We start from the raw sequence: 13,005 nt of genomic DNA, 5'->3' as shown, positions 1-13,005 counted from the left end.
ATCAGGACATCCCAGGGAGGAATCGGACGACAAGGTCGATGATCTTGATGCCGATGAACGGCGCGATGATGCCGCCGACACCGTAGATCGCCAGGTTGCGGCTCAGCAGCTTCGACGCACTCGACGGCGTGTACTTCACGCCGCGCAGCGCCAACGGAATCAACGCCACGATCACCAGGGCGTTGAACACCACCGCGGACAGGATCGCCGACTGCGGGCTGTGCAGCCGCATGATGTTGAGCACGTCCAGGCCGGGGAACAGCGCCACGAACAGCGCGGGAATGATCGCGAAGTACTTGGCGATGTCGTTGGCGATCGAGAATGTGGTCAACGCGCCGCGCGTGATCAGCAGTTGCTTGCCGATCTCCACGATCTCGATCAGCTTGGTCGGATCCGAATCCAGATCGACCATGTTCCCGGCCTCCTTGGCCGCCGAGGTGCCGGTGTTCATCGCGACACCGACGTCGGCCTGCGCCAGGGCGGGGGCGTCATTGGTGCCGTCGCCGGTCATGGCGACCAGGCGGCCGCCGTCCTGCTCGGTCTTGATCAGCGCCAGCTTGTCCTCGGGCGTGGCCTCGGCGAGGAAGTCGTCGACGCCCGCTTCGTCGGCAATCGCCTTGGCGGTCAACGGATTGTCGCCGGTGATCATGACCGTGCGAATACCCATGCGGCGCATCTCGTCGAAACGCTCACGCATGCCCTGCTTGACGACATCCTTGAGGTGAATCACGCCGAGCAGCCGGGCATTCCCGTCCTTGATCTCCCCGACCACCAGCGGGGTGCCGCCGGAGGCCGAGATGCCGTCGACGGTCACACCGACATCGTTCGGAACGGAGCCGCCATTGCCGCGCACCCACTCGGTGACCGCGCTGGCCGCACCCTTGCGCAGCTGGTGACCGTCGTGCAGGTCCACCCCCGACATGCGGGTCTGGGCGGTGAATTCCACCCAGTGCGCGCCGGTCAACTCGCCCGGCGTGCGCTCGCGCTTGTTGTAGGCCTGCTTGGCGTACACCACGATCGAACGACCCTCGGGAGTCTCGTCGGCCAGGCTGGAAAGCTGTGCGGCATCGGCGATCTCGTCCTCGGTGACGCCGGGCATCGGCACGAAATCCGAGGCCTGGCGGTTGCCTAGGGTGATGGTGCCGGTCTTGTCCAGCAGCAGCGTGTTCACATCGCCCGCGGCCTCCACCGCGCGGCCCGACATGGCCAGCACATTGCGCTGCACCAGCCGGTCCATGCCCGCGATACCGATCGCTGACAGCAGCGCGCCGATGGTCGTCGGGATCAGGCAGACCAGCAGCGACACCATGACGATTCCGGTGACGCCGTTGACATCCAGCGCGAGCGTGTCCGCGACGCCGGGATTGTTCGACTTTGAGAAGATCGCCATCGGCTGCAACGTCACCACCGCGAACACGAAGATGATCGTGAGCGCCGCGAGCAGGATGTTGAGCGCGATCTCGTTCGGTGTCTTCTGCCGCGCCGCGCCCTCGACGAGCGCGATCATCTTGTCGATGAACGAGCCGCCGGGCTCCTGGGTGATCTTGACGACGATCCGGTCCGACAGCACCGTGGTGCCGCCGGTGACGGCCGAGCGGTCGCCGCCGGATTCGCGGATCACCGGCGCGGACTCACCGGTGATGGCCGATTCGTCCACGGAGGCAATGCCTTCCACGACATCGCCGTCACCGGGGATGACCTGACCGGCCTCCACCACGACGTGATCGCCGCGCTGCAGCTCCGGCGCCCCGACCCGCTCCTCGGTGGTCCGTTCCTGGCCGGGATGCCATTCCACCAGCCGCCGCGCGACGGTGTCGGTCTTAGCCCTGCGCAGGGTGTCGGCCTGCGCCTTGCCGCGCCCCTCGGCGACAGCCTCGGCCAGATTGGCGAAAAGCACTGTGAGCCAGAGCCATACGACGATCGCCCAGGCGAAGAACGTGGGCTCGGCGACGGCCAGGATCGTCGACCACACGGCGCCGATCTCGACGATCAGCATCACCGGATTGCGCCACAGCGTGCGCGGATCCAGCTTCCGGAAGGACTCCGGCAGCGACTTCACCAGCATCCGCGGGTTGAACAACCCGCTTCCCGCGCCGCCCTTGGAATGCGCTGTCGATTCGGGTCTCTTCTCGGTCTCGAGGGTGGGGGTGGTCATGAGTGGATTCCTTCGGCGAGCGGCCCGAGCGCCAGCGCGGGCAGGAACGTGAGCGCGACCAGGATCAGCGTCACGCCGACTACCATGCCGACGAACTGCGGGCGGTGCGTCGGCAGCGTGCCGATCGACTCGGGCGTATGACCTTGCGCGGCAAGCGATCCGGCCAGCGCGAGCACCAGGATGATCGGCAGGAAGCGGCCGAACACCATGGCCAGGCCCAGCGCGGTGTTGTACCAGTCGGTATTGCCGGACAGCCCCGCGAAGGCCGAGCCGTTGTTGTTGGCCGCGGACGCGAAGGCGTACAGCACCTCGGTCAGCCCGTGCGGGCCCGTATTGCCCATGCTCGCGCGCTGGCCCGGCAGCGCCATGGCCGACGCCGTACCCACCAGCACGATGAGCGGGCTCACCAGGAAATACGTTGCGGCCAGCTTGATTTCGCGCGGCGTGATCTTCTTGCCCAGGTACTCGGGCGTGCGGCCGACCATCAGACCCGCGACGAACACCGTGATCACGGCCAGAATCAGCATGCCGTACAGCCCCGCCCCGACACCGCCGGGCGCGACCTCCCCGAGCTGCATGTTGAACAGCGGCCACAGGCCGCCGAGGCTGGTGTAGGAGTCGTGCGCGGAGTCCACCGCACCGGTCGAGGTGAGCGTCGTGGCGGCCGCGTACGTCGCCGAACTCGATACGCCGAACCGGGTTTCCACGTCGGCCATCGCCGAACCGACCGCGGTCGGCACCGTGCCGTGGTGCATCAACTGGAAGAGGTTGGTCAGCGTCACGCTGATGATCGCCAGCGTGGCCATCACCGCGGTGATGGCGTAGCCCTGCGTCGGGCTGCCGACCATCCGGCCGAAGGTGCGCGGCAGCGAGAAGGCGATCATCAGGATCAGGAAGATCTCGAGCCAGTTCGTCCAGGTGGTGGGATTCTCGAACGGATGCGCGGCATTGACGTTGAAGAAGCCACCACCGTTGGTGCCCAGTTCCTTGATGACCTCCTGGCTGGCGACCGGACCACCCGGCAGGGTCTGTGACCCGGTGCCCGCTACGGTCTGCGCGACCTGGTCGTACACGTGGAAGTTCTGGATCATGCCCGCGGCCACGAACACGATGGCGAACACGAACGCGATCGGCAGCAGGATGCGGATGGTTCCCCTCACCAGATCCACCCAGAAGTTGCCCAGATCGGTTGTGTTGCGACGGGCGAACCCGCGCACCAGCGCGATCGCCACCGCCATGCCGACGGCGGCCGACACGAAGTTCTGCACGGCCAGGCCCATCATCTGCACGGTGTGGCCCATCGTGGATTCGCCCGCGTAGTTCTGCCAGTTCGTATTCGTGACGAAGCTGATCGCGGTGTTCCAGGCCAGCCCTCCGGTCATCTCGGTGCCCGGCTCGCTCAGATGCCACGGCAGGTGCCGCTGCAACAGCTGCAGGAAGAACAGGAACAGCACGCTGATCGTGGAGAAGGCCAGCACGCTGCGGGCGTACACGCCCCAGTTCTGCTCGACCCCCGGCTGCACGCCGATCAGCTTGTAGATGCCGCGCTCGACCCGCGAATGCTTCGCACCCGCGTACACCCGGTAGATGTAGTCGCCGAGCGGGATGTGAATCACGGCGAGCGCGATGATCAGGGATACGACGAACAGTATCCCCGCGGTGGTCGTGTTCACCTAGAACCTCTCCGGAAACAGCAGCGCCGCAACCACATACAGGGCGACACCGACGGCCAGAACCAGACCGATGATGTTCTCCGTCACAGCCGCTCCACACCCCGTTGGATCAGCCCGAGCAGCGCGAAGACCGCCACGGTCAGCACCGTGAACACCACGACAGACATGTCGAAACCTCTCTTGGATCAGCGGCGCACACCAAGATGCGCCGCACAGAGTCAAGCGGTCGTACAGGTCTTTTTCGACATCGTTAACGCGTTCTTTGCGCCGTAAAGGCCCGCATTGACGAGCCACTTACGGAAACCGCCGATGTGTGGCCGGGACGGCGTCAAGGTAGCCGACCATGCCGTCAAGAAGTCGTAAGAAACTGTCCGTCAGCGATTCCCGGAGGTACACAGTGGTGTGTTCGGCTGCGGAAACCAACCCGGTCGGCGAACACACAGTGATGTAAGGAGATGACTGTGCCGGATTTCGCGGTCACCGCGGCGGTGGTCCTCGGCTTCCTGACCTGCGCACTGGTCCTGCGGATACTCGCCACCGGGACCCCGATCCGCGCACGCGTGGCGCGGCGGCCGCGCGGAGCGTCGCGCGCGATGATGGACGAGTGAAGCGCGGCCAACTACGGATCTACCTCGGCGCCGCCCCCGGCGTGGGCAAGACCTTCGCGATGCTGGGCGAGGCCCATCGACGGCTCGAACGCGGCCGCGACGTGGTGGCGGCGGTGGTGGAGACCCACGGCCGCAAGAAGACCGCCGGGCTGCTGGAGGGGATCGAGCGGATCCCGCCCAAGCAGGTCGAATACCGCGGGACCACGCTGCCCGAACTCGATGTCGAGGCCGTACTGCGGCGCCGCCCCGCCGTGGTGCTCGTCGACGAACTGGCGCACACCAACGCGCCCGGCTCCAAGAACGAGAAGCGCTGGCAGGACGTGCACGAGTTGCTGGACGCGGGCATCGACGTGATCTCCACGGTCAACGTTCAGCACCTGGAGAGCCTCAACGATGTCGTGCAGCAGATCACCGGCGTGGTGCAGCGCGAGACCGTGCCCGACTGGGTGGCGCGCGGCGCCGAGCAGGTGGAACTGGTCGACATCACCCCCGAAGCGCTGCGGCGCAGAATGTCGCACGGCAACGTCTACGCCGCCGAGAAGGTCGACGCCGCCCTGCGCAACTACTTCCGGCCCGGAAACCTCACGGCGCTACGGGAATTGGCGCTGCTGTGGCTGGCCGACCAGGTCGATGCCGCGCTCGCCAAGTACCGCGACGACCACCGCATCACCGATACCTGGGAGGCCCGGGAGCGCGTCGTGGTCGCCGTGACCGGCGGCCCGGAATCGGAGACGATCGTGCGGCGGGCCAGCCGCATCGCCACCAAGTCCAGCGCCGACCTCATCGTGGTGCACGTGGTCCGCGGCGACGGACTGGCGGGTGTGTCCACGCAGCGGCTCACGCGGCTGCGGGATCTGGCGAACAGTCTCGGCGCCAGCCTGCACACCGTCACCGGGGAGGACGTGCCCGGCGCGCTGCTGGACCTCGCCCGCCAGGTCAACGCCACCCAACTGGTGCTGGGCACGTCGCGGCGCTCGCGCTGGGCCCGCATGCTGGACGAGGGCATCGGCTCGGCCGTGGTCCAGGCGTCGGGGAAGATCGACGTGCACATGGTCACCCATGAGGAGTCCAATCGCGGCTTCCGCTGGTCGTCGGTGACGCCCCGGGAACGCACGCTGTCGTCGTGGCTGACCGCGGTGCTGGTGCCGTCGGTGATCACCGCGGCGTGCTACTTCTGGCTCGACAATCACCTCGACCTGGCCGGGGAGAGCGCCCTGTTCTTCACCGGCGTCATCGCGGTGTCGCTGCTCGGCGGTGTCGCCCCGGCGGCGCTGTCGGCCCTGCTCGGGGGGCTCCTGCTGAACTGGTTCTTCGTCTCCCCCAGGCACAGCCTCACCGTCGCCGAACTCGACAACTTCCTCACCATCGTGGTGATGCTGATGGTGGCCGTGGCGGTGGCCGCCCTGGTGGACGTCTCCGCCAAACGCACCCGCGAGGCACGCCGAGCCTCGCAGCAGGCCGAACTGCTCACGGTGTTCGCCGCCGCCGTCCTGCACGGCGCCGACCTGCACGATCTGCTGGAACGGGCGCGGGAGACCTTCGGCCAGCGGGCGGTCAGCTTCGTCTCCGACGACGCTGCGATCGCCTGCGTCGGCGAGGATCCGCCGCGCCGCATCGCCGACGCCGACGTCGCGATCGAGGCCGGGGACGATCTGCACTGGCTGCTGCTCACCGGCCGCTCCCTCACCCCCGGTGACCGGCTGGTGCTCGGCGCGGTCGCCAATCAGGCCGCCGGGCTGCAACAGCGGCGGCGACTGGCCGACGAGGCGCAGGCGGCGGCGAGCGTGATCGCCGCCGACCGGCTGCGGCGGGCGCTGCTGTCGGCGGTCAGCCACGACCTGCGCACGCCGCTGGCGGCGGCCAAGGCCGCGGTGTCGAGCCTGCGCAGCGACGACGTCGAATTCTCCCCCGAGGACACCGCCGAACTGCTCGAAACCATCGAGGAATCCACCGATCAGCTCACCAGCCTGGTCGGCAACCTGCTCGATTCCTCGCGGCTGGCCGCCGGGGTGGTGCGGCCGCAACTCAAGCGGGTGTATTTGGAGGAGGTCGTCAATCGGGCGGTCGTCGGCGTCGGGATGGGCACCCGCGGGTTGCGGCGCGCGGCGATGGAACGGATCAAGGTGGAGGTGGGCGACGTCTCGGTGCGGGCCGACAGCGGCCTGCTCGACCGGGTGCTCGCCAACCTGATCGATAATGCGCTGCGCTACTCCCCCGGCGACACTCCGGTCCGCGTGGCCGCCGAACACACCGGCGACCGCGTGTCGATCACCGTGGTCGACTACGGTCCCGGAGTGCCGACGGGGATGGAAGACCAGATGTTCGAGCCGTTCCAGCGTCTCGGCGATCGCGACAACTCCACCGGCGTCGGACTGGGACTGTCGGTGGTGCGTGGATTCGTCGAGGCGATGGGCGGCACCGTCCACGCCGAGCCGACGCCCGGCGGTGGCCTCACGATGGTGATCGACCTGCCGGCGGACGAATGAGGACGCACGGCCCGCCCGAGACCCACTGGACAGTACGAGAACAGGAGAACCGGTGACGACACCGAGCGACGGGCCCGCGGCGCGAGTGAGCGAACAGCACACCCCGCGCTCGCCGATGCCCGTGGCGAGCACCGCGCGGCCGGGAGCGACGGGTCCGGACGAGGCGGCCCGCGCGGCCAAGGAGAGTCCCGGCAACGCCGCGCTCGGACGCGGGGGCGGCGCGCGCAATCCCGGCGGGACCCGCGACCGCGACCAGTCCGTGGCGCCGACCAAGGTGCTGGTGGTCGACGACGAGCCGCAGATACTGCGCGCGCTGCGGATCAACCTGTCGGTCCGCGGCTACGAGGTGATCACCGCCGCCACCGGCGCCGCGGCGCTGCGAGCGGCGGCGGAGAAGCATCCCGAGGTCGTCGTGCTGGACCTCGGGCTGCCGGATATGGACGGCATCGACGTGCTGGCTGGCCTGCGCGGCTGGACCCAGGCGCCGGTGATCGTGCTGTCGGCCCGGACCGACTCCGCCGACAAGGTGGAGGCGCTCGACGCGGGAGCCGATGACTACGTGACCAAACCGTTCGGTATGGACGAGCTGCTCGCCCGGCTGCGAGCGGCGGTGCGGCGTGCGGCGGCCATCGGCGAGGGCTCCGATCCGGTCGTCGAGACGTCGTCCTTCGTCGTGGATCTGGCGGCGAAGAAGGTCACCAAGCACGACCACGACGTGCATCTGACGCCGACGGAGTGGGGAGTGCTGGAGATGCTGGTACGCAACCAGGGAAAGCTCGTGGGGCGGCGGGAGTTGCTGCGCGAGGTGTGGGGGCCGTCGTATGCGACGGAGACGCACTATCTGCGTGTGTATCTCGCCCAACTGCGCCGAAAGTTGGAAGACGACCCATCCCACCCCAAACACCTGCTGACAGAGGCGGGCATGGGGTATCGGTTCCAGTCCTGAGGTCCCGTCATTCCGATATTCCGGCGCGCCCCGAGGCCCCGTCCTTTCCGGCATGCTTTCGGCCGGAATCCATGGCGAGACCCCGGCCAAAAGCGCGCCGGGGTTACAGGAACAGCGATCGCCGCCGGGATACGGGCAGCGATCGACGCCGAGACACGGACAGCGATCGACGCCGGATGCCGGGTGACAAGGGATTGTGCGGTCTGCGCGTGAGTTCGCGGGGATGGCAGGATCGGGGCATGGCTGAACAGACCGCTGCAAGTCCTCCCGCCGCGACCGCGAAGGCGGCGACCGAACTCTGGGTCGAGCGGACCGGGACCCGGCGGTATACCGGGCGTAGTTCGCGGGGGGCCGAGGTGCTGATCGGGTCGGAGGGGGTCGAGGGCGTCTTCTCGCCCGGTGAGTTGCTGAAGATCGCGCTGGCGGCCTGCACCGGGTTGAGCTCGGACTTTCCGCTGTCGAATCGGCTCGGCGAGAACTACGACGTCACCATCCGGGTGTCCGGGGCCGCCGATCGGGAGAACGAGGTCTACCCGGAACTCGACGAGGTGGTGGAGTTGGATCTGTCCGAACTCGACGAGGCGGGGCGGGAGCGACTGCTGGTGACCGTGCAGCGGGCCATCGACAAGGTGTGCACGGTGGGCCGGACGTTGAAGGCAGGCACCAAGGTGGATCTGTCGTTCCAGGTGGACGCGTGACCGACCCCGTGCGGCTGAGTGCCTGGGTGCACGGCCGGGTGCAGGGCGTCGGGTTCCGGTGGTGGACTCGTTCCCGCGCACTGGAACTGGGTCTGATCGGATTCGCGCGTAACACGCGCGACGGCAGAGTCCATGTCATAGCAGAGGGTCCGCGGGACCGATGTGACAAACTGCTGGCGTTGTTGCGGTCCGGCAACACTCCTGGCCGCGTCGATCTGGTTGTGGAAGACTGGGGCGCCGCACAGGGCGAATTGACCGGATTCGAAGAACGGTAGAGGCGGGGAACAGGGAGTCGATCGTTGGCAACTGAAGAATCCGGCAACCGGCCCGGCAACTCCGGAGAGCCCGGAGAGGACCCCGGAAAAGACCCTGGCAAACCCGATCCGAACGAAACGGCGGCGGGTGCGCCCGGACCGCGGTGGGCCGAGCCCACACCGCCCGACCAGCCCACAGCGCGCTTCGCCGAACCGGGCCCCGCCGCGCCGCTGCCGGGCATGCCGAATCCGTTCCCTGACCCAGCCGAAACCGGTGGCGCCGGTGCGCCGCCCGCCCAACCCCCCGGCGGCCCAGCCGAATCCGAGCCCCCGCGCTCCCTGCGCGGCAGCATTCAGCGGCAGCAGGCGGGCGTCACGCAGCCGCGCCCGCCCACGGTCGCCGAGGCGCGCGCCCGCGACAAGGCCCGCCAGCGCGCCGAGGAGGCCCAGCGCGCCGCCGAGCAGGCGTTGGCGGACAAGAAGAAGCAGCGCAAACGACTGCTGATCGGCGGTGTGGCCGTGGTCGGCATCGCCGCGGTGGTCGGCGCGGGCTATCTCACCTATCGAGCGGTCACCGCGCCCGACGAGGTCACCGCCTCCTGTGTCATGGAGAAGGACGGCCAGCAGGTCGTCGTCCCCGACGCGGACTGCGAGCGGGCGCAGAACGCCTCCTCCACCTCCGGGTACCACGGCGGCGGATTCCCCGGCATCTTCATTCTCGGCGGCAATCAGTACCGCTATTACTACGGCGGCAATCAGACCGTCGGGCGCCCGCCCGTCGGTGGCAGCACGGTCGAGCCGAAGAACGCCACGGTGAAGACCAAGAGCGGCACCGTCATTCGCGGCGGACTGGGTTCCAAGAGCAGCAGCTCGAGCGGAGGTTCCTAGTGCGGCGGGTGCACAGCCAACCGCGGCAGGGCTGGCAGCGGATCATTCAGGATCAGGGCCTGGTCTTCGGATCACCCGGCCGCGACGCCAACGGGCACCCGCGGCCGTACTGGGACGAATCGGTGCACTACGAGTTCGACCTCGACGAGATCCTGGCCCTGGAGGCCCAGGTCGAGGTGCTGCACTCGATGTGCCTGCACGCCGTCGAGCAGATCATCCTCACCGAGCGTTTCGCCGATTTCGGTCTGCCGCAATGGAGTTGGGAGCCGATCAAGCAGTCCTGGCAGCGGTCGGATCCCTACGTCTACGGCCGCTTCGACCTGCGCTACGACGGCCGCGGCCCGGCAAAGCTGTTGGAGTACAACGCCGATACCCCGACCTCGCTACTGGAGGCGGGAATCGTGCAGTGGCACTGGCTGACCGACACCCACCCGGACGACGATCAGTGGAATTCGCTGCACGAGAAGCTCGTCGAACGCTGGGCCGAACTGCGTGAGTCCCTGCCCACCGGCGAACTGCACTTCACCTGGTCGGGCGCGGACGCCTCCGGCGAGGACAACGTCACCACCGCCTACATGCAGGAGACCGCCGCCGAGGCCGGATTCCACACCGTGGCGCTGCCGATCGAGGAGATCGGCTACGACACGGAGCTGGAGCGTTTCGTCGATCTGGCCGAGGCGCCGATCGAATCGCTGTTCAAGCTGTATCCGTGGGAGTGGGCGCTGGACGACGAGTTCGGCAAGCGAGTCGTCGATTCGCTGCCGGAGACGATGTGGGTCGAGCCGCTGTGGAAGGCGGTGCTGTCGAACAAGGCGCTGCTGGCGGTGCTCTGGGAGATGTATCCGGGCCATCCCAACCTGCTGCCCGCCTACATCGACGATCCGCACGAGCTCACCGAATACATCAAGAAGCCCAAACTCGGCCGCGAGGGCGCGAATATGACGATCGTCGGCGCCGGGATGGAGACCGCGACCGGCGGCGTGTACGGCGAGGAGGGCTACGTCTACCAGTTGCTCGATCCGCTACCGGATTTCGACGGCATGCGCCCCGTGCTGGGCGCCTGGATCGTCGGCGACACCTCGGCGGGGCTGGGCATCCGGGAGACCCCCGGCCTGATCACCGACGACAGTTCCACCTTCGTCCCGCACCGCATCCCGCAGCACTGACACGCACCGAACCACACCTGGAGGACCATCCATGACCACACTTGCGCTCGAACAGGGGTATTGGGGGAATATCGGCCACGGCATCGGCTCCATCATCGCCTTCGCCGTCCTCGGACTCGCCCTCATGCTGATCGGCTTCTACGCCATCGACATCACCACGCCCGGCCCGCTGCGCCGACTCGTCGCCTCCGGCAACCCGAACGCCGTCGTGGTCACCGCCTCCGGAATGGTGAGCATGGCGCTGATCGTGGTGCTGGCCATCTACTCCTCGGCGGGCAAGCTGGCGGAGGGTCTCATCGCGGCGGCCTGCTGGGGCCTCGTCGGCATTGTCGCGCAGGTGGTTTCGGTGCGCGCCCTGGAATGGGTCGTCGGACTGGACATCGACGATCTGCTGCACGCCGACACCTACAAGGTGCAGTCGTTGCTGGTGGCCGCCGCCCACCTCGGCATCGGCATGGTCGTCGCGGTCGCCGTCCTGTACTGAGTTCAGGCGGCCGCGAACTCGAGCAGCTCCTCCACCGGCCAGGTGTTGATGATGCGTTCCGCCGCAACACCGTTGGCCAGTGCGCGCTCGCATCCGTAACCCTGCCAATCCAATTGGCCGGGGGCATGGGCATCGGTGTCGATGGAGAAATAGCAGTCCATCTCCACGGCCAGCCGCATCAATCGGCTCGGCGGATCGCGGCGCTCCGGGCGGCTGTTGATCTCCACCGCGGTGCCGTAGCGGCGGCACGCCTCGAACACGACCTCGGCGTCGAACTGCGACTCGGGCCTGATGCCGCGCTCGCCGGTCACCAACCGGCCGGTGCAGTGGCCGAGGACGTCCACGTTCGGATCGGCGACCGCGTACACCATGCGCCGCGTCATGGTGGCGCTGTCGGCGCGCAGCTTGGAATGCACGCTGGCGACGACGATGTCGAGCTGCGCCAGCAGGTCGGCCTGCTGGTCCAGGGCGCCGTCGTCGAGGATGTCGACCTCGATGCCGGTGAGGATGCGGAACGGCGCCAGCTCCTCGTTCAGCCGCGCCACCACGTCCAGCTGGCGGCGCAGCCGGTCGGCGGAGAGCCCGTTGGCGACGGTCAGCCGCGGCGAATGATCGGTCAGCGCGCAGTATTCGTGGCCCAGGGCGGCGGCCGTGCGCATCATCTCCTCGATCGGGCTGCCGCCATCGGACCAATCCGAATGGGTGTGCAGATCGCCGCGCAGCAGCTTGCGCAGCGGCGCGCCGTCGGGCGCGATCGGCTTTGCCGCCGTACGCAATTCGGCCAGCTTGTCGGGCAGCTGTCCGGCGGAGGCCTGGGTGATCACATCGGCGGTCTTCGGGCCGATTCCCGGAATCTCTTGCCAGCCACCGTTTCTCCGGTAGCCGTCGTAGCGCTCCGGCGACAGGTCGGCCACCGTGTCGGCCGCCCTCCGGTAGGCCTTCACCCGATGTGTCTGCGCCCGCGCGCGCTCCATCCAGAAGGCGATCTCCCGCAGGAGGTAGGCGACCTGCTCCTGCGCGCCGCTGCCCGAAGGAAACTGTTCGGCCACTAGCGAATCCGAACGTATTTCACGAAGGCCACGCCGTCCTCGAAGATCCGGCTGGTCAGCACCCGGAACCGGGCCGGTTCGGGCAGCTGCGCGCCCGCGCCGAACAGCGGACGTCCGCGCCCCAGCACGATCGGGTACAGCTTGAGGAATACCTGGTCGATCTCCGGCAGCAGCTCCTGGGCGAGTTCGCCGCCGCCGCACAGCCAGATGCCGAGTCCGGTCTCCCGCTTGAGTTCGCGCACCCGCTCGAGCGGATCGCCGGAGACCAGTTCGACGTCGGGAGCCGGGCGCTCGGGCAAGGTCGTGGACACCACGATCTGCCGCAGATGCGCGTACGGGCTCGACGTTCCGGTCCGGACGCCGAAGTCGTGGGTCTTGCGGCCCATCAGCACGGTGTCGAAGTAGCTGCCGAGCTTGTCGATGCCCAGCGATTCGCGCACCTTCGTCGGCAGCGTCTCCGGGTACTGCGCCGTGATCGCGGGCCCGTGGTCACCGCCGACCGGGAAGAAATCGACCGAACCGTCCTCGGTGGCGATGAAACCGTCGATGGTCGATGCGACGTAGTAGGTCAGTTTGCGCATGCCCCCGCCTCTCCGCG

At 68.1% G+C, this 13,005-nt stretch carries 13 protein-coding genes; 8 read left to right on the top strand and 5 right to left on the bottom strand.

All coding sequences use genetic code 11. The annotated features are described in order from the left end of the window. Position 1: 1 nt before the first annotated feature. Genes kdpB through ACYVLQ_RS17280 form a run of 3 tightly spaced genes read right to left on the bottom strand, consistent with a single transcriptional unit; the run spans position 2 to position 3,915 of the window. Entirely contained in the window at positions 2 to 2,155 is a 2,154-nt protein-coding gene (gene kdpB, locus ACYVLQ_RS17290; protein ID WP_460698497.1) for a potassium-transporting ATPase subunit KdpB, read from the bottom strand. After that, entirely contained in the window at positions 2,152 to 3,828 is a 1,677-nt protein-coding gene (gene kdpA, locus ACYVLQ_RS17285) for a potassium-transporting ATPase subunit KdpA (protein WP_460698496.1), read from the bottom strand. The genes kdpB and kdpA overlap by 4 nt, the downstream gene beginning before the upstream one ends. Continuing rightward, positions 3,829 to 3,915: a potassium-transporting ATPase subunit F gene (locus ACYVLQ_RS17280; RefSeq protein WP_114699638.1), complete on the bottom strand. Its 87-nt coding sequence runs from the start codon at positions 3,913 to 3,915 to the stop codon at positions 3,829 to 3,831. A 368-nt stretch (positions 3,916 to 4,283) separates the two neighbouring features. Here ACYVLQ_RS17280 and ACYVLQ_RS17275 point away from each other — a divergent pair, with 368 nt between their 5' ends. The 8 genes from ACYVLQ_RS17275 to ACYVLQ_RS17240 all read left to right on the top strand — a co-directional run bounded on the left by ACYVLQ_RS17275 (position 4,284) and on the right by ACYVLQ_RS17240 (position 11,358). After that, on the top strand, positions 4,284 to 4,436 hold the full coding sequence (locus tag ACYVLQ_RS17275; RefSeq protein WP_460698495.1) for a hypothetical protein: 153 nt from the start codon (positions 4,284 to 4,286) through the stop codon (positions 4,434 to 4,436). Next, positions 4,433 to 6,922, top strand: a complete 2,490-nt coding sequence (locus tag ACYVLQ_RS17270; protein WP_460698494.1) for an ATP-binding protein — start codon at positions 4,433 to 4,435, stop codon at positions 6,920 to 6,922. Before ACYVLQ_RS17275 ends, ACYVLQ_RS17270 begins: the two co-directional genes overlap by 4 nt. Before the next feature lie 259 nt (positions 6,923 to 7,181). Continuing rightward, positions 7,182 to 7,868 carry a response regulator gene (locus ACYVLQ_RS17265; protein WP_460698579.1) on the top strand — a complete coding sequence of 229 codons (687 nt, stop codon included), beginning with the start codon at positions 7,182 to 7,184 and terminating at the stop codon, positions 7,866 to 7,868. A gap of 239 nt (positions 7,869 to 8,107) precedes the next feature. Further along, positions 8,108 to 8,566 (top strand): OsmC family protein, encoded by a 459-nt coding sequence (locus ACYVLQ_RS17260; protein WP_460698493.1) that lies wholly within the window; start codon positions 8,108 to 8,110, stop codon positions 8,564 to 8,566. Then, the gene (locus tag ACYVLQ_RS17255; protein ID WP_460698492.1) at positions 8,563 to 8,841 is read left to right on the top strand and encodes an acylphosphatase; all 279 of its coding nucleotides are present in this window, start codon (positions 8,563 to 8,565) and stop codon (positions 8,839 to 8,841) included. The genes ACYVLQ_RS17260 and ACYVLQ_RS17255 overlap by 4 nt, the downstream gene beginning before the upstream one ends. Positions 8,842 to 8,865: 24 nt before the next feature. Next, a complete protein-coding gene (locus tag ACYVLQ_RS17250; protein ID WP_460698491.1) occupies positions 8,866 to 9,708 on the top strand; it encodes a hypothetical protein in 843 nt (280 codons plus the stop codon). After that, positions 9,708 to 10,874, top strand: a complete 1,167-nt coding sequence (locus ACYVLQ_RS17245; protein ID WP_460698490.1) for a glutathionylspermidine synthase family protein — start codon at positions 9,708 to 9,710, stop codon at positions 10,872 to 10,874. Before ACYVLQ_RS17250 ends, ACYVLQ_RS17245 begins: the two co-directional genes overlap by 1 nt. A 31-nt stretch (positions 10,875 to 10,905) precedes the next feature. After that, entirely contained in the window at positions 10,906 to 11,358 is a 453-nt protein-coding gene (locus ACYVLQ_RS17240) for a DUF350 domain-containing protein (RefSeq protein ID WP_460698489.1), read from the top strand. 2 nt (positions 11,359 to 11,360) lie between these two features. Here ACYVLQ_RS17240 and ACYVLQ_RS17235 read toward each other — a convergent pair whose 3' ends face one another. Together ACYVLQ_RS17235 and ACYVLQ_RS17230 are read right to left on the bottom strand one after the other, a co-directional pair. Beyond that, complete coding sequence (locus tag ACYVLQ_RS17235; RefSeq protein ID WP_460698488.1) at positions 11,361 to 12,407, bottom strand: PHP domain-containing protein; 1,047 nt, start codon at positions 12,405 to 12,407, stop codon at positions 11,361 to 11,363. After that, on the bottom strand, positions 12,407 to 12,988 hold the full coding sequence (locus tag ACYVLQ_RS17230; RefSeq protein WP_460698487.1) for a dihydrofolate reductase family protein: 582 nt from the start codon (positions 12,986 to 12,988) through the stop codon (positions 12,407 to 12,409). Before ACYVLQ_RS17230 ends, ACYVLQ_RS17235 begins: the two co-directional genes overlap by 1 nt. Positions 12,989 to 13,005 lie beyond the last annotated feature (17 nt).

This window comes from Nocardia thraciensis (assembly GCF_054782435.1).
This window is presented reverse-complemented; position numbering and strand designations above follow the sequence as displayed.